The sequence below is a fragment of the Sphingomonas sp. SP5 genome (assembly GCF_058313455.1).
In genome coordinates this window covers 306,841-327,788 of record NZ_JBZFLF010000005.1, presented here as the reverse complement: position 1 = coordinate 327,788, position 20,948 = coordinate 306,841, and the positions used below count along the sequence as shown (strand labels likewise).

Sequence of the window (20,948 nt, the reverse complement as noted above, 5' to 3'; positions counted from 1 at the left end):
TCCGTATCAGAGCAGGGTGGGTTGGTCGGCCTTGGCCGCGACCGTGGGCCTGGCGGGCTTGCGCTCGGCCTTGGCGGGCGTGGCGGCGGCGGGCACGGCGGGCGCATCGCCGACGATCGCATCGACGCTGTCGTCGCGGAAGCGGAGCGTCACCGCCCCCGCCCCCCGTACCGCGGCGGCCGAGGCGAGCGTCTGCCCCTCCCGCGTGGTGACCCGCGCGTAACCGCGATCGAGCACCGCATCGGGATTGAGCGACTGCACCAGCCGCCACGTCGCGGCGAGTCGGTCGCGGTCGCGATCGACCTGGCGCTGGAGCACCGCAGGCCGCAGCGCGCCGGCGGAGCGGTCGAGCGCGCCGCGCGCCAGCGTCACGCGCCGTTCCAGGCCGCGGGTCAGCCGCTGCCCGGTTTCGTCGGCGCGCTGCCGCTGGGGGCCGAGCAGCGCATCGCGCTTCGGCAGCAACCGCGCGGTCGCGGCCAGCCGCTCGCGGCCGCGCTCGACATAGCGGTTGGCGCAGCGCTGCGTCCGCGAGGCGTGGCTCTGGATGGTGTAGCGCAGGTCGGCGAGCACCGGCACCGCCAGCTCCGCCGCCGCGGTCGGCGTCGGTGCGCGTAGATCGGCGGCATAATCGCACAGCGTGGTGTCGGTCTCATGCCCGACCGCGGAGATGATCGGGATCGAACAGCCGGCGACGGCGCGCACCACGACCTCTTCGTTGAACGCCCACAGATCCTCGATCGAGCCGCCGCCGCGCGCGACGATGACCAGATCGGGCCGCGGCACCGGGCCGCCCGGCGCCAGCGCGTCGAAGCCGCGCACCGCGGCGGCGACCTCTTCGGCGGCGCCCTGTCCCTGCACCTTCACCGGCCAGACGATGACGTGGCTGGGGCAGCGATCCTCCAGCCGGTGCAGGATGTCGCGGATCACCGCGCCGGTGGGCGAGGTGACGACGCCGATCGTCCGCGGCAAATAGGGCAGCGGCACCTTGCGCGCCGATTCGAACAGGCCCTCGCCCGCCAGCTTCGCCTTCAGCTTCTCGAACAGCGCCATCAGCGCGCCGGCGCCGGCCAGTTCCATCCGCTCGATGACGATCTGGTATTTGGAGCGGCCCGGATAGGTGGTGAGCTTACCGGTCGCGATCACCTCGATCCCGTCCTGCGGTGCGAAGGCGAGCGCGTTCACCTGCCCCTTCCACATCACGCCGTCGATCACCGCGGCATCGTCCTTGAGCGCGAGATAGACGTGGCCGGAAGCGGCGCGCTTGTAGCCCGAGATTTCGCCGCGCAGGCGGACGTGGCCGAACTCGCCCTCCACCATGCGCTTCAGCTTGAAGCTCAGCTCGCCGACCGACAGCGCGAGCGCGTTGTCGCCGGCGTGCTCCTCGGCTAGCAGCCGGGCATCGCCGGGATCGGCTGACGTATCGAAGGGAAAATCGGGCATGAACGTCCTGCTGCTGGGCTCAGGCGGCCGCGAACACGCACTGGCGTGGAAACTGGCACAATCGCCCTCTCTCGATACGCTCTATGCCGCGCCTGGCAACCCCGGCATCGCGGCCCATGCGACCTGCGTGGCGCTGGACGCGACGGATCACGGCGCGGTGGTGGAATTCGTGCGCGGCCATGTGGTTGAGCTGGTGGTGATCGGCCCCGAGGCGCCGCTGGTCGATGGCCTGGGCGACAGCCTGCGCGCCGCCGGCGTGCGCGTGTTCGGGCCGGACAAGGCGGCGGCGCAGCTGGAAGGATCCAAGGGCTTCACCAAGGACCTGTGCCGCCGCGCCGACATCCCGACCGCCGGCTATGTCCGCGTCGCCAGCCGCGCCGAGGCGGAGGCCGCGCTGGCCGGCACCTTCAGCTACCCCGTCGTCATCAAGGCGGACGGGCTCGCCGCGGGCAAGGGCGTGGTGATCGCCACCAGCGAAGCCGAGGCGGCCGCCGCCTTCGACGCGATGTTCGCCGGCGGCGATGCGCCCGTCGTGCTGGAGGAATTCCTCGACGGCGAGGAGGCGAGCCTGTTCGTCCTGACCGACGGCACCGCGCTGCTCCCCTTCGGCAGCGCGCAGGACCACAAGCGCGTCGGCGAGGGCGATACCGGCCCCAACACCGGCGGCATGGGCGCCTATAGCCCCGCCCCCGTGCTGACCGCCGAACTAGAAGCACGCGCCATCGCCGAGATCGTGGCGCCGACCGTCAGGGCGCTGGCCGAGGACGGCACGCCGTTCAGCGGCGTGCTGTACGCCGGGCTGATGCTGACCGCGACCGGCCCCAAGCTGATCGAATATAACGCGCGGTTCGGCGACCCGGAATGCCAGGTGCTGATGCTGCGGTTCCAGGGCGACCTGCTCGCCCTGATGCTGGCGGTGGCCGAGGAGCGGCTCGCCGAGGTCGGGGATGCCCACTTCGCCGACGATGTCGCGATGACGGTGGTCGTGGCGGCGGCGGGCTATCCGGGAACGCCGCGCGCCGGCGGCGCGATCCGCGGCATCGACCGGGCAGAGGCCGGCGGTGCGGTCGTATTCCAGGCGGGAACGCGACAGGCGGGCGAGACGCTGGTCGCCGCCGGCGGGCGCGTGCTGGCGGTGACCGCCGGCGGGCCCGACATCCGTGCCGCCCGCGATGCGGCCTATCGCGGCGTCGACGCGATCGACTTTGCGGATGGCTTCTGCCGCCGCGACATCGGCTGGCGCGAACTGGCGCGGTAGAACGACAAAAGGCCCGCCGGATCGCTCCGGCGGGCCTTTTCATGTGCATTGCTACGCGATCAGAAGTTGATCGTGGTGCCGATCGCGATGTTGCGGCCGAGCGAATCGTAGCGCTGCGGGATGGTGTTGCTGCGCGCCAGGCTGATGTTGTACGAATCGGGCACGATCGGTGCCGACTTGTCGAGCAGGTTGTTGGCGATCAGGCGCAGCGAGAACTGCTTGGCGATCGCGAAGTTGAGCGCCAGGTCGAAATAGTTCTGCGGCGACACGCGGTAATAGTTGGTCAGCACCCGGTCCGGCGTGCCGCCGATCGCCGCATCGCCCGAATTGTTGGCGTTGGTGAGCGAGCCGACATAGCGCCAGTTGAGCGAGGCGCTGAACATGCGATCCGCGGTGGTGTAGGTGGTGCGCAGGCCATGGCTCCACTTCGGGATCAGCTGGCCACACCCGTTGCCGTAATAGCCCGCGCAGTTGCGCTCCGGCTGCACCGGCGAATCCTGGCCACCGGCGAAGGTGGTGAGGGAGCCGTTGAAGTTGAAGTCCAGCTTGCCGGCCGCGGCGAGATCGAGGGCATATTGCGCCTGGAAATCGTAACCGCGCGCGATCGAGGTGAAGTAGTTGGTGGTGCCCTGCCGGATGAAGCCGGTGGTCGGGTTGGATGCCGGGTTGGAGAACAGGGTGCCCGTGCCCGGATTGCGGACGATGCCCTGGCAGAAGAACTGGTCCCCGCCCGAACGCAGACAGCCGTCGGTGTAATAGCTGTAGTCGTTATAGCCGAGCGAATTGTCGATCTTGATCCGGTAGCGGTCGACCGAGAACACCAGCCCCTTGATGAAGCGCGGCTTCAGCACCAGCCCGTAGGTCTGGGTATAGGCGGTTTCCGGATCGGCGATGAAGCCGCCCGAGCGCACGGTGCAGCCGGCGCTGCCGTTGGGCGTGGTGCCGTTGCTGCACAGCAGGCTGGTGCTGCCATAGAGCGCATCGCTGAGGCCGGTCGCGCGGCACACCTCGCGCGAGGCGACCGGCGCGCCATAGGTGACGCCGGTCGGGCCGGTGATGACGGTCGGCGCGCAAAAATCGTTGAACGTGCCCGCCCCGCCGCTGGCGAAGTCGATGTTGGTCGCCTGCCGGATCTCGACCACCGTCGGCGCACGCTGCGCCTTGTTGAACGAGGCGCGCAGCGTGATGTCGCGGACCGGCGCGTACACGCCCTCCAGCTTCCAAGTGTTGAAGGTGCTGGGATTGCTGCTGTACTTCGACACGCGATAGCCGCCGTTGGCCTGCAGCAGCTCGACGAACGGCTTGTGTTCGACCAGCGGCGCCTGCACCTCGATATTGGCTTCCCACACGTCCTGGCTGAGATAGATGTCGCTGCCGCCCAAGGCCGAGCGATAGCTGGCGTCCGCCGTCGATTTCAGCGTGTCCTTGCGATATTCCGTACCCAGCGCGATCGCGACGCCCTGTTCGGCGAACGGCGAGGTGATGCCATATTCGCCGAGGTCGCCGGTCATGTTCGCCTGCACGTCGTACAGGGTGCCGGTGGTCTGCGACGTGCCGGTGGCGAACAGATAGTTGATGAGCGCCGGATCGGTGTTGCCCGCGCTGAACGCGTCGAAGGGCACGCAGCCCGCCGCGCCGCTGAGGCAGGTCGGTGCCGCCTGCGTCCCGCCGACCGCGACCGCATTCTGCAACCGGCCCGGCTGGATGAAGCTCGGCGTGTAATCCTGGTGGTTGCGCGCGTAGACGCCGCCGATGTCATAGGTCCACGCCGTGCCCACCTTGCCGCGGACGCCCGCGGTGAAGCGTGCGCCGGTGTTGAGGTAGGTATCCGGACGATCCGAATTCTCGCCCAGGCGATAGGCGAGGCTGACCGGCACGCTGGCGGTTCCGGCGGCGCAGCCGATCGCGGTCGCCTGGCTGCCCGACAGGAACGGATTGTTGCAGTTCACCTGCACCGTGCCGCTCGCGATGGTCGGATAGTTGTTGTACGATTTGTCGCGGAACCAGATGCCCGAACCGTACAGCTCCGCCTCCGGTGCGATGTCGAGGCTGACGAAGCCGCCGGCGTTCACCCGCTCCGAGGGACGCTGATAGGCATAGCCGCTGAAATAGTTGGAGGCGTTGCCGGCGCCGGCGGCGAACGGCACGAAGGTGCGCGTGCCGTTGGGATTGTTGACGAATTGCGCGCCGTTGTTGGCGCCGCTCTGCGGCGTGACGAGGCCGCTGGTCGAGCTGCTCGGCGTCAGGCCGCACGACAGCGGGCCGTTGAACTGGAGCTGGGTCAGGTAGCAGCCGGCGTTGGAGCGCGCGGTCAGCGCGACCTCGTCCGTCTTGCGATAGTTGACGAAGCCGTTGATGCGCAGCGCGCCGTCGAACAGCTTCTTGCCCGCGGTCAGCGTGATATCGGCACGGCCGCCGTCGTTGGTCAGGCCGTTGCGGCTGCCGAAGCCGGCGGCGCGCGCCAGCGGCGATACCACCGTGTCCTTGTTGTTGTGGTTGTAGAAATTGTAATTGGCGTCGAGTTGCAGCCCCTCGAAATCCTTGCGCAGGACGAAGTTGACGACGCCGGCGATCGCGTCCGAGCCATAGACCGACGAGGCGCCGCCGGTCAGCACGTCGACGCGCTCCAGCAGCGAGGGCGGAATGATGCCGACGTCCTGGCCGTTCTGCGTACCCAGGCGCTTGCCGTCGATCAGCACCAGCGTCCGCTCGAAGCCCAGGCTGCGCAGCTTGATGCGCTGGCGGCCGTCGGAATCGTTGTAGGTCTGCTGGCTGTCGGGCGCGATCTGCGGCAGGCGGTTCAGCACGTCCTCGACGTTCACCGGCGCCTGCGCGCGGATATCCTGCGCGGTGACCGAGGTGATCGGCGCGGCCGAGGCGATGTTGGGTCGGGTGATGCGCGTGCCGGTGACGACGATCTCGCCGCCGCCGCTGGCGTCGGGCGTCTGCCCGGCGATCGTCGCCGACCGGGTGGCGATGCTGTCGTCCTGCAACTGCCCCGGATTGGCGCCCTCGGTAGCGGGCTGCGCCGCCGGCGTCGCGGGGGCGGGTGCCGTCTGGGCGGTCGCAGGCGCCGCCGCCAGTGCCAGGCTACCGGCAAGGGCAGCAAGGGACACGTTGTTCTTCCAGGTCATAGCAAAGCCTCTCAACCGGGCAGCGCTCTTCCGCCGCCTATATGGCAGCTACGCTTCCCCAACAGGCTTATCTGGTCAATACCAAAACAAAACCTTTGAGAGACTTTTTGCAGAAATGTGACTGGAATGCCGCACCCGTCTTAACGCCGGCGGCGCGGCTACCCGGCATCGTCACCAACGAAAAAGGGCTCGCCGGACGTGTCCGGCGAGCCCCCTTTCCCTTTGTCGACGCGGGTCAGAAGGTGATCGTCGTGCCGATCGCGATCTGGCGGCCGAGGGCGTCGTAGCGCTGCGGGATCGTGTTGTTGCGCGCCAGGCTGATGTTGTACGAATTCGGCAGGATCGGCGGATTCTTGTCGAACAGGTTGTTCGCGATCACGCGGAAGGCGAACTGCCGCGCGATGTTGAAGGTCAGCGCGAGATCGAAATAGCTGACCGGATCGATCCGGTAGAAGGTCGTCTGCGCCCGGTCCGGCGTGCCGCCGATCGCCGCGTCGCCCGAATTGTTGGCGCTGGTCAGCGAGCCGACATAGCGCCAGTTGAACGATGCGTTGAAGACGTTGTCGCTGGTCGAATAGGTGGTGCGCAGGCCATGGCTCCACTTCGGCAGCAGCTGGCTGCAACCGTTGCCGAAATAGCCGGTGCAGTCGCGCTGCGGCTGGACCGGCGAATCCTGGCCGCCGGCGAAGGTGGTCAGCGAGCCGTTGAAGTCGAAATCCAGCCGGCCGACGCTGCCGAGGCCGAGGGCGTACGTCCCCTGGAAGTCCCAGCCGCGGGCGATCGAGAAGTAATAGTTGGTCGTACCGGCGCGGATGAAGCCGCTGGTCGGGTTGCCCGATGCCGCCGCATAGAGCGTGCCGTTGGCGGCACGGACGATCCCCGAGCAGAAGAACGGATCGCCGTTCGAACGCAGGCAGCCGTCGGTGTAATAGCTGTCGTCGTTATAGCCGAGCGAGTTGTTGATCTTGATGCGGTAGCGATCGACCGAGAAGACCAGCCCCTTGATGAAGCGCGGCTTCAGCACCAGCCCGTAGGTCTGGGTATAGGCGGTTTCCGGATCGGCGGTGAAGCCGCCCGAACGCACGGTGCACTGGTCGTTGGGGCAGAGCAGCGTCGCGCTGCCGTACAGCGCATCGCTGAGCCCCGTCGCCCGGCACACCTCGCGCGAGGCGATCGGCGCCGTCGTGGTGATCGTGCGGCCCGGATTGGCGGGATCGGCGATCTGGCGCGGCACCGGTGCGCAGAAGTCGTTCTGCGAGCCGCCCTGGCGCGAGAAGCTGATGTTGGTCGCCTGGAAGGCCTCGACCACCGTCGGCGCGCGCTGCGCCTTGTTGAACGAGGCGCGCAACGTGATGTCACGCACCGGCGCGTACAGCCCCTCGATCTTCCAGGTGGTGAACTTGTCCGGGTTGCTGCTGTACTTCGACAGGCGATAGCCGCCGTTGGCCTGCAACAGGTGCGCGAACGGGCGATCCTGGATCAGCGGTGCCTGCACCTCGATGTTCGATTCCCAGACGTGCTGGGATCGGTCGGACGCCGCACCGCCGAAGTCTTCGATAAAGCCCTGCGTCAGTTCGGAGAACTGGCGATCCTTGCGGAATTCGGTGCCGAGCGCGAACGCGACGCCATCCGTCGCCAGCGGCGAGGTGATGCCGTACTTGCCGAGGTCGCCGGTCATGTTCGCCTGCATGTCGTAGAGCAGGCCGACCGTCTTCTGCCGGGCGGGATCGAGATTGCCGTAGAGGTAGTTGATGAGCGCCTGGTTGCCGTTGCCGGCGCTGAACGCGTCGAAGGGCACGCAGTCGCCGCCGACGACGCAGGTCGGCACGCCGTTCACGTTGACGACGTTCAGCGAATTGTTGACCCGGTCGAAGCTCGGCAGGCGCGACGAATCCCAGATCTGCTGGTTGCGCGCGAAGACGCCGCCGATGTCGTAGGTCCAGGCATCGCCCACCTTGCCGCGGATGCCGCCCGTCGCGCGGATGCCGGTGTTGGTATAGGTGTCGTTGAGGTAGGGCGCGTTGAACCGGTAGCGGATGTCGACCGGCACGCGGGTGGCGGTGCCGGCGGCGGCGCCGCACAGGATGCCCGCCTGCTGCGTCGACAGGAACGGGTTGTTGCAGTTCACCAGGAACGGATCGGAGCCGTAATTGGCGGCGGCGAAGACGCGGGTCGGCACGCGGTTGATCGACTTGTCGCGGAACCAGAGGGCCGAGCCGTAGATCTCCGCCTCGTCGGCGAGCTTCAGCGTGACGAAGCCGCCGGCGTTCACGCGATTGTCCTGCCGCTGGTAGGAATAGCCGTCATACGGATTGGCGGCATTGCCCGCGCCGGTGCCGTAGGGGACGAAGGTGCGCGTGCCGTTGGGATTGTTGACGTACTGCGTGCCGGCATTGGCGCCCGCGCCCGGCGAGACGAAGCCGCTGACCGAATAGGTGGAGAGCGAACAGGCGAGCGGACCGTCCTTGACGCTCTGGGTCAGCTGACACGCCGAGGTCGAGCGCGCGTCATACGGCACGAGGTCGGCATGGCGATAGTTGACGAAGCCCGACAGGTTGAGCTTGCCGTCGAACAGCGAGGTGCCCGCGGTGAGGGCGATATCGGCGCGGCCGCCGTCGTTGACCTGGCCGAGGCGCGGGCTGAAGCCCGATGCGCTCGCCGCCTGGGTGACGATGTTCGACTGGTTGACGTGATTGTAGAAATTGTAGTTGGCGTCGATGCGGATGCCGGTGAAATTCTGCTTGAGGATGAAGTTGACGACGCCGGCGACCGCATCGGAGCCATAGACCGACGAGGCGCCGCCGGTCAGCACGTCGACGCGCTCCAGCAGCGACACCGGGATGATGTTGGTATCCTGGCCGTTCTGGGTGCCGAGGCGCTTGCCGTCGACCAGCACCAGCGTGCGTTCGAAGCCGAGGCTGCGCAGCTTGATGCGCTGGCGGCCGTCCGAATCCTGATAGTTCTGCTGGCTGTCCGGCGCGACCTGCGGCAGGCGGTTCAGCACCTCCTCGACGTTGACCGGCGCCTGGGCACGGATGTCGGCCGCGGTGACCGAGGTGATCGGCGCGGCGGCGGCGATGTTCGGGCGCTGGATGCGTGTGCCGGTGACCACGATCTCGCCGTCGCCGGTGGTGTCGGCGGCCTGGCCCGCGATCGTCGCGGCCTTGGTGGCGGAGCTGTCGGCGCGCGTCTCGGGCGTGACGTCGTCCTGCGATTGTACGACATTGGTATTGTCATTGGCGGTGGGGCTGCCGGTCTGCGCCAGCGCCGGCGACGCGGCCAGCGCGAGGCTGCCCGCCAGCGCGGCCAACGACACATTATTCTTCCAAGTCATCGCGGTATCCCTTTTAGCGGGGCCGCGCTCTTCCGCTGACCCTCTGGACAGCGAAGCTTTCCTAACTGCTGGTGTCAGTCAATACCGATACCAAACCTATGTAGGACATTTTGCTAGATTGTGACAGAATCGCATCACTATGCAGCCAACCTGACCTTTTAGCCGCCCTCGCTGCGCAATGGCCGGGCGAGCAGCGCGCCGATCACCGCGTCGACCGGCGCGCCGTCCAGCAGCCGCCCGACCGCATCGACGATCGGCATGTCGACGCCCGCTTCGGCGGCCGCCTCGCGCAGCACCGGCGCGGTGAACGCGCCTTCGGCCACGGTGCGGCGATCGGCGAGCAGTTCGGCGGCGGAGCGCCCCTGCCCCAGCCCCAGCCCGAGCGAGAAGTTGCGGCTGCTCGTCGACGAACAGGTGAGCACCAGATCGCCGAGGCCCGACAGGCCGGCCAGCGTCTCCGCCCGTGCGCCACGCGCGAGGCCGAAGCGCGTCATCTCGGCAAAGCCGCGCGCGATCAGCGCGGCGCGGGCGTTCTGGCCGAGGCCCGCGCCGTCGACGACGCCGCAGGCGATCGCCAGCACGTTCTTGACCGCGCCGCCGATCTCGGCGCCGACGACGTCGCTGCTGGCATAGGGGCGGAAGTGCGGCGCGGCGAGCCGCTGCGACAGAGCGGCGCCGAGCGCGGCGTCGGCGACGGCGAGCGTCACCGCGGTCGGCAGGCCGGCCGCGACCTCGTGCGCGAAGGTCGGGCCGGACAGGACGGCGACCGGCGCCTGGGGGTGCACCTGGCGCGCGACCTCGCCGACCAGCAGCCGCGTTCCCGCCTCGATCCCCTTGGCGCACAGCACCAGCGGACGGGTGCCGACGGCGATCTGGCCGAGCACGCTGCGCACGTGCTGCGCCGGTGCGACGACGAGCAGGGCGTCAGCGTCGGCGAGGTCGGCGACATCGCCCGTCGCGCGGATCGACGGCGACAGCGGCACGCCGGCGAGGAACAGGTGATTCGCGTGGGCCGCGTTGATCCCCTCCACCACCTCTGGCTCGCGCGCCCACAGCGTCACCGGCTCGCCCCGGTGCGCCGCGACCTGTGCGAGCGCCGTTCCCCAGGCGCCGCCGCCGATGACCCCGATCTTCATGCCTTCACTCCTGCCCCGCGTACCGCCTCCGCACCCGGATCGAGCGGCCAGCGCGCGCGCGCCGGCGTGTCGAGCGGATCGGTGAGGCCGGCGGCAAAGCGTTCCGCCCCCGCCCAGGCGATCATCGCCGCATTGTCGGTGCACAGCCACAGCGGCGGCGCGACGAAGCGCAATCCGTGGTCCGCGGCGAGGCCCTGCAACGCCGCGCGCACCGCGCCATTGGCGGCGACGCCGCCGGCGACGACCAGCGCGGTCGCCTTGATCCCCGCGATCCCCCGCCGCGTGCGGTCGATCAGGCAGTCGACCACCGCCGCCTGGAACGAGGCGGCGATATCTTCGGGCGCATGCTGCCCGACCGCGCGGGCGACGGCGCTCTTCAGTCCGGCGAAGGAGAAATGCGGTTCGGCCGAGCCCTTGAGCGGGCGCGGCAGGGGTACGATCGGGCGACCGAGCGCCGCCGCCTTTTCCACCATCGGCCCGCCGGGAAAGCCGAGGCCGAGCAGCTTGGCCGTCTTGTCGAACGCCTCGCCCGCGGCATCGTCAATCGTCGTCGCAAGGCGGCGGTAGCGCGCGACCCCCTCGACCAGCAGCAACTGGCAATGGCCGCCGGAGACGAGCAGCAGCAGATAGGGAAAGGCGAGGTCCGGGTCCGACAGCCGCGGGCTCAAGGCATGGCCTTCCAGATGGTTGATCGCGACCAGCGGCTTGCCCGCGGCATGGGCGAGCGCCTTGCCGGTGACGAGGCCGACCATCACCCCGCCGATCAGGCCGGGGCCGGCGGTCGCGGCGATCGCATCGACTTGGGTCAGCCGGAGCCCGGCGTCGGCGAGCGCCGCCTCGATCAGCGGCTCCAGCGCCTCGACATGCGCGCGCGCCGCGATTTCGGGGACGACGCCGCCGAAGGGCGCATGCGCCGCCTCCTGCCCGGCGAGGCGGTGGCTGAGCACCTGGCGGTCGCTGGTCACGAGGGCGGCGGCGGTCTCGTCGCAGGAGGATTCGAGGCCGAGGATGATCCGGGGAGCCATCCGCCCCCTCTACCCGCGTCGCAAGTGGTTGTCGAAGGGGCGGCGTTTGGGCCATGGCACGGGATCGGACATGGCCGAGGGTGGTGCGGGAGCAGGTGTGGCGATCAGGTTCAGGCTGGGTACGCGGGGATCGCCGCTGGCGCTGACGCAGGCCAACATGGTGCGCGAGGCGTTGTGCGCCGCGCACGGCTGGCAGGCGGACGAGGTGGCGCTGGTGGTGATCCGCACCACCGGCGACAAGGTCCAGGACCGCCCGCTTGCCGAGATCGGCGGCAAGGCGCTGTGGACCAAGGAACTCGACCGCGCCTTGCTGGAGCGGGATATCGATGCCGCGGTGCATTCGATGAAGGACGTCGAGACGATCCGCCCGCCGGCGATCCGCATCGCCGCGATGCTGCCGCGTGCCGACGTGCGCGACCGGCTGATCGGCGCGGAGTCGGTCGCAGGACTGCCGCAGCAGGCGGTGGTCGGCACCAGTTCGCCGCGGCGGCGGGCGCAATTGCTGCGCGCGCGACCCGACCTTCACGTCGTCACCTTCCGCGGCAATGTCGACACGCGGCTCGCCAAGCTGGCGGCGGGCGAGGCGGATGCGACCTTGCTCGCCGCCGCCGGGCTCGACCGGCTGGGCCGCGACGGCGTCGGCCGCGCCATTCCGACCGACACGATGCTGCCCGCGCCGGCGCAGGGCGCGGTCGGGATCGAGGTGCGCACGGCCGATGAGGTCGCCGCCGCGTGTCTCGGCGCGATCGACGACCCTGCCACCAGCGCCTGCGTGATGGCGGAGCGCGCCTTCCTTGCGGCCCTGGGCGCGGATTGCCATTCGCCGGTGGCGGCGCTGGCCGCGCTGGCGGGCGAGATGCTGACCCTGCGCGCCGAACTGATCGCGGAGGACGGCAGCGCCTGCGTCGAGGGCAGCGGCGAAGGCACCGATGGCGCGCTGGTCGCCGCCGAACTCGCCCGCGACCTGCTGGCCAGCGCGCCCGACACGATCCGCCGCCTGTTCCGGCCGTGAGCCGGCCGCTTATCGTCGTCCGCCCCGAACCCGGCCTGTCGCGCACCGCCGCGCGGCTGCGGGCGGGCGGGGCGGCGGTGACGCAATGGCCGCTGTTCGCCGCCGCACCGGTGGCGTGGCAGGTGCCCGACCCGGCCCGTTTCGATGCGCTGCTGGTCACCAGCGCCAACGCCATCCGCCACGCCGGCGCAGGCCTCGCCCGCCTCGCCGCCTTGCCGGTGATCGCGGTCGGTGCGGAGAGCGCCGCGGTGGCGCGCACCGCCGGGCTGGCGGTGGCGGCGACCGGCGACGGCGGCGTCGCGCAGGCGCTGGCGGCGGCGCAGGCGGCAGGGTTCCTCCGGCCGCTGCATCTGGCGGGGCGCGAGCATGTCGACAGCGGCCAGCCGACGGTGATCGTCTATGCGAGTGCCGACCTGCCCGCTGATGCGCCGGCGTTCGCCGCGGCGGCGGCGGGCGGCATCGTGCTGCTCCATTCGGTGCGGGCCGCGCGGCGGGTGGCGGCGCTCGTGGCGAAACGCAGCGGCACGGGGATCACGGCGCTCAGTCCGGCAGTGCTGGCCGCGGCGGGCTCCGGCTGGGACATCGCCCTCGCGGCGCCACTGCCGACCGATGCCGCGCTTTGCGCCCTCGCGCTCGAACGGGCGATTGACCGTGCGGCGGGGGCCGGGGATAAGACGGCATGACCGACTATCAGCCGATCGACCGGGAGCGTGAGGCGACGCGTCCACGCGGCCCCCGCACCGGCGTGTTCCTGGCGATCATCGCACTGGCCTTCATCGCCGGCGCGGCGCTCACCGGCTACATGGTCAAGCGCATGCCGTGGCTGACCGGCCAGCAGCAGGCCAAGACGGCGCAGCCCGAGCCGACCGGCTTCAATCCCGCGCAGCCGCTGAACGCGCAGGGCCAGGCGAGCAACCCCGCACTGGATCCCAATGCGCTCGCCTCGCGCGAGGCGACGCTCGCCGGGCAGCTCACCGCCTTGGAGGCGCGCACCGCGGCGGTCAGCACCGATGCCGCCGCCGCCGCGACGCAGGCCGGGCGGGCGGAGGGCATGCTGATCGCCTTCGCCGCACGGCGCGCGCTCGATCGCGGTGTCGACCTCGGTTATCTGGAGGAGCAGCTGCGCCACCGCTTCGGCGCGGTCCAGCCGCGCGCCGTCGCCTATGTCATCGACGCCGCGCATCAGCACGTGACGCTGGAGGCGCTGCGCCAGGGCCTCGATGCGATCGCGCCCGATATCGCCACGGTCAGCAGCGACGATTGGGCGACGAGCCTGCGGCGCGAGCTTGCGGGGCTGGTCGTGCTGCGCAAGGCCGGCACGCCGTCGCTGCGCCCGTCCGACCGGCTGTCGCGCGCCCGACAGGCGCTGGAAGACGGCCAGGTGGAAGCGGCGCGGGCGGAGGTCGCGCGCCTGCCGGGCGCCCGCAACGCCGGCAACTGGATGCAGGCGGCAGAGCGCTACATCCTCGCCCGCCGCGCGCTCGACGTGATCGAAAATGCCGCGATCATGGGCCAGGCCGCCAAGCCGACCGTCGCCGCCAGCGCCCCTGCCCCCGCGGCGGAACTGCCGGCGATGCCGAACGCGATGACCAACGAGGAAGAGACCACCGCCGTCGGAATGTGAGCCGGCGGCGGTCCGCCCTGGCCGTTCGCCCTGAGCCTGCTGGAACCTGCCGCAGGCGGCGTCGTGCCGCAGCCTCCCGCACCCGCTCAATCGGCGCGATGCGGACCTTGGCGCCGTTGATGCCACTAAACGCAGCAGCACAGGCGCGGCCAATGTCGGTACGATGTGCCGCCAGCGTCCGAAGGTGGGGGGGCGGAACGGCGGCTTTCGCCGAGCTAGGTCACGATAGCCGACATCGCGCGACGCTGCCTTTTAAAAGGTCTCGGTTTGTAACTGGGCCTATAGGATCACGGGTCAATCCGGCTTTAACCAGGAAGAGATAATCGACCGGTCATGAGCAATTCACACCTCAGCGTCACAGCCTGCTGCATCATCGCTATGATGTTATCACCGTGTGTCTACGCAAAGGTCATGCCCGCAGACGATCGCAAACCAATCCGTCCGCAAATGGTGACCTTTCGTGGCGACACTGCTAATCCTGCCGGCTTCCAAATGTCGACTCATGAAGTGACGTGGAGACAGTACCTCCAGTCCGTCGACCAAGCGCGCTGCCCCATGCCAGAAGCTGTCTTTGTTCAAAGTCGAGATATTTTAAATCCCGCTGATTCACGTATTCGGGACAATTACCCCGTTACGGGAATTGGCGCGAGTCACGTGAGATGCTACATCGCGTGGCTTAATCGCAGCACTAGCTCGACTTATCGCCTACCTACTCTGCGCGAGTGGCAATACGCAGCTCGGAATGCACAGCCGCGCCTTTGGTCATCGACGCAAAGGGCAGGAGCGGTGCCCGCGGTGAGATCGGATCCACGCGTGGCTGTTCGCCAAGCCAGCGTTCAAGTTGTCGGCAACGGAACTGCTACAACGGAGGGCATCTTCGACCTTGAGGGCAACGCCGATGAACTAGTATCCGACCTTCACCCCTTGATAGGGCGAGAGCTCGAACGGTGCGGAAAAGAGCAGCCGAATGTTCTGCTGATCACAGGGTTCGGCGGGTATGACGTCGAGCGCGAGAGCGGCAGGGAGATTCCCCGTGATTTTCGCGCTGTCGGGCACTCTATATGTGGCATCCCGATGAGGACGGTCGGATTTAGGCTTGCCGCTTCCCTGTTCCATGCACCGATTCGCTCAAAACCACACTGATTTGGCGGTGATCGTCGCGCACAGGCTGAATGAGCGGCCGCTTCTAGAAAGGCGATTAGGACGTACAACGTCAAGATTTGGGCGATTGTGGTAGGGCTGCTTAGGTCCGACGCTCGATTGCGGCTTCAAGCCAGTGGATGCGCTTATGCCATTGCTTCGCTACTTTCGCAGAGGGGGCGATGGTGAGGCGCGAGCGCGAGCGATCAAGCTCGGCGCGCAAATCGTCGCCAGTCAGCTTGTCGAGTGCATCATCTGTATGCGGAACACCAGATCGCTTGCCCATTCGCGCAGTCTGCCCCGCTCGGTCGCTGTCCGCAATCGGGGCGAAACCTGCCGAACCACACCTCTATCTAACCCGTTGGATCAGGGCCATCGCCCCATGAGGGGCTCTGATCTTCGCTCCGTTGATGAAGAACACGAAGGTATCGCGCTGCGCCCTGGCCGGTGCGTCCGGGGTGACATAGGGCAGCCCGTCCGGCCGCCCGCCCGCCTGCCAGTCGCGCGCCGCCCGCGCCCAATGGTCGAGCGCCGCGTCGCTATAGCCCGCCGGCTCCTCCTCCTGCGCCGCCTCCAGCCGGGCGTAGACGAAGTCGGCGGTCACGTCGGCGATCGCCGGATAGTCCGCTGAATCGGCATGGACGATCGCGACGTTCGCTGCCCGCGCCATCGCGACGAAGGCGGGATCGGCGAAGCTGTCGTGGCGCACCTGCACCGCATGGCGCAGCGGCACGCCGGCGTGGGAGGCGGGCAGCAGCGCCAGGAACGCCGCCATGTCGTCGGGATCGAAGCGCTTGGTCGCCATGAACTGCCACAGGATCGGCCCCAGCCGGTCGCCCAGCTCGACGATCCCCTGCCTGACGAAGCGCTGGATCGAGTCCCCCGCCTCGGCCAGCACCTTGCGGTTGGTGCAATAGCGCGATGCCTTGAGGGTGAAGACGAAGCCGTCCGGCACCTGCGCCGCCCAGTTGGCGAAGCTTTGCGGCTTGAAGCTGGAATAATAGGTGCCGTTGATCTCGATCGCGGTCAGCGCGCTCGCGGCATAGTCGAGCTCGCGCTTCTGCGGCCATTTGGCGGGGTAGAAGGTGCCGCGCCACGGCTCGTAGGTCCAGCCGCCGATACCGATGCGAATCGTCATGCCACCATCTCCTTCAGGGGCAGGCCTGCATCGGCGAGGCGCGCCAGGTCGGGTGCGGCGCCCGCCAGCACCAGCGCCCGGCCCTGGACGTAATCCTTGGTGGCGTTGACGCAGTCGAGCGCGATCACCCGGCCGGCGCGCAGGTAGACGAGGGAGAAGCTGCGCATCCCGATGTCGCCGCGCACCACCACCGCATCATGGCCGATCGACAGGCCGACCGTCTGCAGGCGAAGGTCGTACTGGTTCGACCAGAACCAGGGCACGGCATGGTAATCGACCGGCATGCCGGCGATCGCCTTGGCTGCGACGGTCGCCTGGTCGTTGGCGTTCTGCACCGATTCGAGCCGCAGCCGCGCGCCGTCGGCGAAGGCATTGGCATGGCGGGCGCAGTCGCCGATTGCGAACACGTCGGCAAGGCTGGTGCGGCATTGCGCATCGACGTCGACGCCGCCGCCGTCGCCCGCTGCACCGGCGGCGAGCAGCGGTGCGACGGCGGGTTCGATGCCGATGCCGACGATCACCATGTCGGCCGCCACCGTCTCGCCATCGGCCAGCGTGACGCCGCACGCCTGCCCGTCGGCTTCCGCGATACAGGCGACCTGCACGCCCAACCGCACGTCGACCCCGTGCGCACGGTGTTCGGCCTCGTAGAAGCGCGACAGCGGCTCGCCGGCGACGCGGGCGAGCACGCGGGGCAGCGCCTCCAGCACCGTCACCTGCTTGTCTGCCTTGGCCAGCACCGCCGCCGCCTCCAGCCCGATATAGCCGCCGCCGATCACCGCGACGCGCGCCGTCCCGGGCAGTTCGGCGACCAGCCGGTCGACATCGGCGCGGGTCCGCACCGCGTGCACGCCGGCAAGGTCGTGGCCCGAACAGCTGAGGCGGCGGGGCGCGCCGCCGGTCGCCCAGATCAGCTGCCCGTATCCGAACGCCGTGCCATCCTCCGTGACGACCCGATGCCCCTCCGGATCGACGCGCACCACGCGGCGGCCGAGCAGCATCGCCACCTGCCGCTCCTCCCAGAAGGCGGGCGGGCGGATCAGCAGCCGCTCGAACGGCTTGTCGCCCGACAGGTAATCCTTGGACAGCGGCGGGCGTTCGTAGGGTAGCTCCGGCTCGTCGCCGAGGATCGCGATGCTGCCGGCGAACTTCGCCTGGCGCAGCGCGATCGCCGCCTGCGCGCCGCCGTGGCCGGCGCCGACGATGAGAACGTCGTAGTGGACGATGTCAGTCATGCCCGCCCCTGTGCCTTCGGTCGGCACCGCACGGCAAGCCCGTGCGCTCACTCGAACCGGTACGGCACCACCCCGCGCCGGTCCGGATCGACCAGCAGGTCGCGGCCCGCGGGCGGAAAGGCGCGCTGGTCGCAGTCGCGGCGGGGGCAGATGCGGCAGGACGGGCCGATCGGCGTCGCCGCGTCCGCGCCGGCGAGGTCGAGGCCGTCGCCATAGACGAAGCTTGCCGCATGCTCGACCTCGCAGCCGAGCACCACGGCATAGCGGCGCGCGGCGCGGCGGTAGCTGGCGGTCGCCTTCACCAGCCCCTTGGCCATCGACACGTAGCGTGAGCCGTCGGGCATTTCGGCGACCTGGACGAGGATGCGGTCGGAGATCGCCACCGCCTCATGCGCCACCCACAAGGGGCAGGCGCCGCCATATTGCGCGAATTGCAGCCGCGTCGCCGAATGGCGCTTGGTGATGTTGCCCGCCATGTCGATGCGACAGAAGAAGAAGGGGACACCGGCGAGGCCCGGCCGTTGCAGCGTCGACAGGCGGTGGCAGACCTGTTCGAAGCTGACCCCGAACTGCTGGCGCAACGCGTCCACGTCATGCCGCCGCGCCCGCGCCGCCGCCCGGAAGCGCGCATAGGGCATCAACAGCGCGCCGGCGCCGTAATTGGCGAGGCCGACGCGCAGCAACTCGCGCGCCGCATCGGAGCGCAGCGGCGCGCCCGCGACGATCCCCTCGATCAGCGCCGCCGCCTCCAGCCGGATCAGCTGGTGCGCGAGCTGGAAGCGGCGCGTCTCGATCGGCTGCGCGGCATCCACGGTCAGCACGCCCGTGTCGGCATCGAAGGCGCGCAGCGGGGCCGCATCGCCGCGATCGACGACGCGCACGCCATGCGCCGCCGCCAGCCGCTCCTCCAGCGCCGGCAGGTCTTCCCCCAGATCCTCGGCGAAGCGATCGAGCGCGTCGATGTAATTGCCGCTGCCCTGGAACCAGTCGCGCACCTCTTCCCAGGGCAGCAAATTGGGCTGGTCGCCCCGCGCATCGACGCGGTCGTCGAGCACGCGCAGCTGCTCCTGCGAACGCCGCAACGCCGCATGAAGCGCGACCATCCGCCGCGCGAGCAGCGGCTGCTGCTTGGCGCCGCGGCGCGCAGCGTCCTCGCCGAGCAGCGCCGCCGGCACCGACGGATCGGCGCCCGCGTCGAGCGCGGCGACCAGCAGCGCACTGTCCTCCTCGGGCGCGACGTCGACCCAGTCGAGCGGAAAGGCGCGGGCGAGCGCCGCCAGCACGCCGCCGGTGAGCGGCCGGTCGCCGCTTTCGATCTGCGACAGATAGCTGGTCGAGATGCCGAGGCGCCGTGCGAGCGCGCCCTGGCTCAGCGACAGGCGCGCGCGCAGCCCCCGCACGCGGTCGCCGGCGAAGATGCGGAGGCGGGTCGGTTCGGCCATGCCCACAACCGTAGTTTGCAAACCCATCGATCGCAATTTCGCAAAACCACAATTGCGCTGAACCGTTACAAGGTTCGAAAAGGCATCAGGAGTTGCCATGACCGCCACATTGACCGAACTCGAACGCCGCCGTGCCGCCGCTAGAGCCGGAGGCGGCGCGAAGCGCGTCGCCGCGCAGCACGCCAAGGGCAAGCTGACCGCGCGCGAGCGCCTCGACGTCCTGCTCGACGAAGGATCGTTTGAAGAGGTCGACATGTACGTCGAGCACAATTGCGTCGACTTCGGCATGGCGGAGCAGGTGATCCCCGGCGACGGCGTGGTCACCGGATCGGGAACGATCAACGGCCGGCTGGTCTATGTCTTCAGCCAGGATTTCACCGTCTTCGGCGGATCCTTGTCCGAACGCCACGCGCAGAAGATCTGCAAGGTGATGGACATGGCGCTGAAGGTCGGCGCACCGGTGATCGGCCTCAACGATTCGGGCGGCGCCCGCATCCAGGAGGGCGTGGCATCGCTCGGCGGCTATGCCGAGGTGTTCCAGCGCAACGTGCTGGCATCGGGCGTGGTGCCGCAGCTGTCGCTCATCATGGGCCCCTGCGCGGGCGGCGCGGTCTATTCGCCGGCGATGACCGACTTCATCTTCATGGTGAAGGATTCGAGCTACATGTTCGTCACCGGCCCCGACGTGGTGAAGACGGTGACCAACGAGGTGGTGACGCAGGAGGCCCTGGGCGGTGCCGTTACGCACACCACCAAGACCAGCGTCGCCGACAATGCCTTCGAGAACGATATCGAGGCGCTGCTCGCCGCGCGCGACTTCATCGACTTCCTGCCCGCCTCCAACCGCGAGCCCGTGCCGGAACGGCCGACCGCCGATGCCTGGGACCGGCTGGAGCCCAGCCTCGACACGCTGGTGCCGGCCAGCGCCAACCAGCCCTACGACATGCACGAGCTGATCCGGAAGGTGGTGGACGAGGGCGACTTCTTCGAAACGCAGCCCGGCCACGCCGCCAACATCATCACCGGCTTCGGCCGGATCGAGGGGCGGACGGTCGGCTTCGTCGCCAACCAGCCGATGGTGTTGGCCGGCGTGCTCGACATCAACAGCTCGAAGAAGGCGGCGCGCTTCGTCCGCTTCTGCGACGCGTTCGAGATCCCGATCGTGACCTTCGTCGACGTCCCCGGCTTCCTGCCCGGCACCGCGCAGGAGCATAACGGCATCATCAAGCACGGCGCCAAACTGCTGTTCGCCTATGGCGAGGCGACCGTGCCCAAGATCACCGTCATCACCCGCAAGGCCTATGGCGGCGCCTATGACGTGATGGCGTCCAAGCACCTACGCGGCGACCTCAACTACGCCTGGCCGACCGCGGAGATCGCGGTGATGGGCGCCAAGGGTGCGGTGGAGATCATCTTCCGCGGGCGCACTCCGCAAGAAATCGCCGAACGCACCGCCGAATACGAAGCGCGCTTCGCCAACCCCTTCGTCGCGGCGAGCAAGGGCTTCATCGACGAGGTGATCCAGCCGCATTCGACGCGGCGGCGGATCGCGCTGGGGTTGCGGAAGCTCAAGGGCAAAGCCCTGGAGAACCCGTGGAAGAAGCATGACAACATTCCACTCTGACCCCGTCATTGCAAGCGTAGCGAAGCAATCCAGAGCGGCCTGGCGTGGAAGTCTGGATTGCTTCGCTGCGCTCGCAATGACGAACAGAGGCGGGTGCTGATGCGGCCGGCGATCTACATGATGGCGAGCAAAAGGAACGGCACGATCTACGTCGGTGTCACATCCAACCTGCCGCAACGCGCATGGCAGCATCGCGAGAGCGTCGTGGACGGCTTTACCAAGCGCTATGGTTGCAAGCTGCTGGTCTGGTTCGAAGTCGCCGACACGATGGAAGGAGCGATCCTGCGTGAAAAGCAGATCAAGGCCGGATCGCGCACGAAGAAGCTGGCACTGATCGAAGGGATGAACCCCGGCTGGCACGACCTTTACGAGCAGATCGCCCATGGCTGACCCCAAGTGTTTTCCG

General features: G+C 68.9%; 15 protein-coding genes. 7 read left to right on the top strand and 8 right to left on the bottom strand.

Annotated elements, in window-relative coordinates; translation table 11 throughout:
* Positions 1 to 6 precede the first annotated feature (6 nt).
* Positions 7 to 1,440 carry an exodeoxyribonuclease VII large subunit gene (gene xseA / locus AC4GY7_RS14400; protein WP_491115313.1) on the bottom strand — a complete coding sequence of 478 codons (1,434 nt, stop codon included), beginning with the start codon at positions 1,438 to 1,440 and terminating at the stop codon, positions 7 to 9.
* Between xseA and purD the strand changes: the two genes are divergently transcribed.
* Positions 1,439 to 2,698, top strand: a complete 1,260-nt coding sequence (gene purD / locus AC4GY7_RS14395; RefSeq protein ID WP_491115311.1) for a phosphoribosylamine--glycine ligase — start codon at positions 1,439 to 1,441, stop codon at positions 2,696 to 2,698. The genes xseA and purD overlap by 2 nt on opposite strands.
* Before the next feature lie 59 nt (positions 2,699 to 2,757).
* Here the strand turns inward: purD and AC4GY7_RS14390 are convergent, their stop codons facing one another.
* The 4 genes from AC4GY7_RS14390 to tsaD form a co-directional block, all read right to left on the bottom strand.
* Positions 2,758 to 5,832: a TonB-dependent receptor domain-containing protein gene (locus tag AC4GY7_RS14390; RefSeq protein ID WP_491115309.1), complete on the bottom strand. Its 3,075-nt coding sequence runs from the start codon at positions 5,830 to 5,832 to the stop codon at positions 2,758 to 2,760.
* A 235-nt stretch (positions 5,833 to 6,067) separates the two neighbouring features.
* A complete protein-coding gene (locus tag AC4GY7_RS14385) occupies positions 6,068 to 9,166 on the bottom strand; it encodes a TonB-dependent receptor domain-containing protein (RefSeq protein ID WP_491115307.1) in 3,099 nt (1,032 codons plus the stop codon).
* Positions 9,167 to 9,324: 158 nt separating this feature from the next.
* Entirely contained in the window at positions 9,325 to 10,302 is a 978-nt protein-coding gene (locus tag AC4GY7_RS14380; protein ID WP_491115305.1) for an NAD(P)H-dependent glycerol-3-phosphate dehydrogenase, read from the bottom strand.
* A complete protein-coding gene (tsaD, locus tag AC4GY7_RS14375) occupies positions 10,299 to 11,327 on the bottom strand; it encodes a tRNA (adenosine(37)-N6)-threonylcarbamoyltransferase complex transferase subunit TsaD (protein WP_491115303.1) in 1,029 nt (342 codons plus the stop codon). Before tsaD ends, AC4GY7_RS14380 begins: the two co-directional genes overlap by 4 nt.
* A 70-nt stretch (positions 11,328 to 11,397) precedes the next feature.
* Between tsaD and hemC the strand changes: the two genes are divergently transcribed.
* The 4 genes from hemC to AC4GY7_RS14355 all read left to right on the top strand — a co-directional run bounded on the left by hemC (position 11,398) and on the right by AC4GY7_RS14355 (position 15,106).
* Entirely contained in the window at positions 11,398 to 12,339 is a 942-nt protein-coding gene (hemC, locus tag AC4GY7_RS14370; RefSeq protein WP_491115296.1) for a hydroxymethylbilane synthase, read from the top strand.
* Positions 12,336 to 13,022, top strand: a complete 687-nt coding sequence (locus AC4GY7_RS14365) for a uroporphyrinogen-III synthase (RefSeq protein ID WP_491115293.1) — start codon at positions 12,336 to 12,338, stop codon at positions 13,020 to 13,022. Before hemC ends, AC4GY7_RS14365 begins: the two co-directional genes overlap by 4 nt.
* Positions 13,019 to 13,963 carry a hypothetical protein gene (locus tag AC4GY7_RS14360; RefSeq protein ID WP_491115291.1) on the top strand — a complete coding sequence of 315 codons (945 nt, stop codon included), beginning with the start codon at positions 13,019 to 13,021 and terminating at the stop codon, positions 13,961 to 13,963. The genes AC4GY7_RS14365 and AC4GY7_RS14360 overlap by 4 nt, the downstream gene beginning before the upstream one ends.
* Before the next feature lie 333 nt (positions 13,964 to 14,296).
* Positions 14,297 to 15,106 (top strand): formylglycine-generating enzyme family protein, encoded by an 810-nt coding sequence (locus AC4GY7_RS14355; RefSeq protein ID WP_491115289.1) that lies wholly within the window; start codon positions 14,297 to 14,299, stop codon positions 15,104 to 15,106.
* Positions 15,107 to 15,452: 346 nt separating this feature from the next.
* Here the strand turns inward: AC4GY7_RS14355 and AC4GY7_RS14350 are convergent, their stop codons facing one another.
* Genes AC4GY7_RS14350 through AC4GY7_RS14340 form a run of 3 tightly spaced genes read right to left on the bottom strand, consistent with a single transcriptional unit; the run spans position 15,453 to position 18,918 of the window.
* The gene (locus AC4GY7_RS14350) at positions 15,453 to 16,241 is read right to left on the bottom strand and encodes a DUF72 domain-containing protein (protein WP_491115287.1); all 789 of its coding nucleotides are present in this window, start codon (positions 16,239 to 16,241) and stop codon (positions 15,453 to 15,455) included.
* A complete protein-coding gene (locus tag AC4GY7_RS14345; protein ID WP_491115285.1) occupies positions 16,238 to 17,476 on the bottom strand; it encodes an NAD(P)/FAD-dependent oxidoreductase in 1,239 nt (412 codons plus the stop codon). The genes AC4GY7_RS14350 and AC4GY7_RS14345 overlap by 4 nt, the downstream gene beginning before the upstream one ends.
* Before the next feature lie 47 nt (positions 17,477 to 17,523).
* Positions 17,524 to 18,918 (bottom strand): helix-turn-helix domain-containing protein, encoded by a 1,395-nt coding sequence (locus AC4GY7_RS14340; RefSeq protein WP_491115284.1) that lies wholly within the window; start codon positions 18,916 to 18,918, stop codon positions 17,524 to 17,526.
* A 97-nt stretch (positions 18,919 to 19,015) separates the two neighbouring features.
* On the opposite strand from AC4GY7_RS14340, the gene AC4GY7_RS14335 reads away from it, so the two are divergent.
* Positions 19,016 to 20,542: an acyl-CoA carboxylase subunit beta gene (locus AC4GY7_RS14335; protein ID WP_491115282.1), complete on the top strand. Its 1,527-nt coding sequence runs from the start codon at positions 19,016 to 19,018 to the stop codon at positions 20,540 to 20,542.
* Between the two features lie 99 nt (positions 20,543 to 20,641).
* On the top strand, positions 20,642 to 20,932 hold the full coding sequence (locus AC4GY7_RS14330; protein WP_491115280.1) for a GIY-YIG nuclease family protein: 291 nt from the start codon (positions 20,642 to 20,644) through the stop codon (positions 20,930 to 20,932).
* Positions 20,933 to 20,948: the final 16 nt, after the last annotated feature.

What these genes read in the sequence shown, in the direction of transcription:
- hemC (WP_491115296.1), top strand. Translation starts at nt 11,398, where the DNA reads ATGGCCGAGGGTGGTGCGGGAGCAGGTGTGGCGATCAGGTTCAGGCTG.
- purD (WP_491115311.1), top strand. Translation starts at nt 1,439, where the DNA reads ATGAACGTCCTGCTGCTGGGCTCAGGCGGCCGCGAACACGCACTGGCG.
- AC4GY7_RS14335 (WP_491115282.1), top strand. Translation starts at nt 19,016, where the DNA reads ATGACCGCCACATTGACCGAACTCGAACGCCGCCGTGCCGCCGCTAGA.
- AC4GY7_RS14330 (WP_491115280.1), top strand. Translation starts at nt 20,642, where the DNA reads ATGCGGCCGGCGATCTACATGATGGCGAGCAAAAGGAACGGCACGATC.
- AC4GY7_RS14345 (WP_491115285.1), bottom strand. Translation starts at nt 17,476, where the DNA reads ATGACTGACATCGTCCACTACGACGTTCTCATCGTCGGCGCCGGCCAC.
- AC4GY7_RS14355 (WP_491115289.1), top strand. Translation starts at nt 14,297, where the DNA reads ATGAGCAATTCACACCTCAGCGTCACAGCCTGCTGCATCATCGCTATG.
- AC4GY7_RS14360 (WP_491115291.1), top strand. Translation starts at nt 13,019, where the DNA reads ATGACCGACTATCAGCCGATCGACCGGGAGCGTGAGGCGACGCGTCCA.
- AC4GY7_RS14390 (WP_491115309.1), bottom strand. Translation starts at nt 5,832, where the DNA reads ATGACCTGGAAGAACAACGTGTCCCTTGCTGCCCTTGCCGGTAGCCTG.
- AC4GY7_RS14340 (WP_491115284.1), bottom strand. Translation starts at nt 18,918, where the DNA reads ATGGCCGAACCGACCCGCCTCCGCATCTTCGCCGGCGACCGCGTGCGG.
- AC4GY7_RS14385 (WP_491115307.1), bottom strand. Translation starts at nt 9,166, where the DNA reads ATGACTTGGAAGAATAATGTGTCGTTGGCCGCGCTGGCGGGCAGCCTC.
- xseA (WP_491115313.1), bottom strand. Translation starts at nt 1,440, where the DNA reads ATGCCCGATTTTCCCTTCGATACGTCAGCCGATCCCGGCGATGCCCGG.
- AC4GY7_RS14380 (WP_491115305.1), bottom strand. Translation starts at nt 10,302, where the DNA reads ATGAAGATCGGGGTCATCGGCGGCGGCGCCTGGGGAACGGCGCTCGCA.
- tsaD (WP_491115303.1), bottom strand. Translation starts at nt 11,327, where the DNA reads ATGGCTCCCCGGATCATCCTCGGCCTCGAATCCTCCTGCGACGAGACC.
- AC4GY7_RS14350 (WP_491115287.1), bottom strand. Translation starts at nt 16,241, where the DNA reads ATGACGATTCGCATCGGTATCGGCGGCTGGACCTACGAGCCGTGGCGC.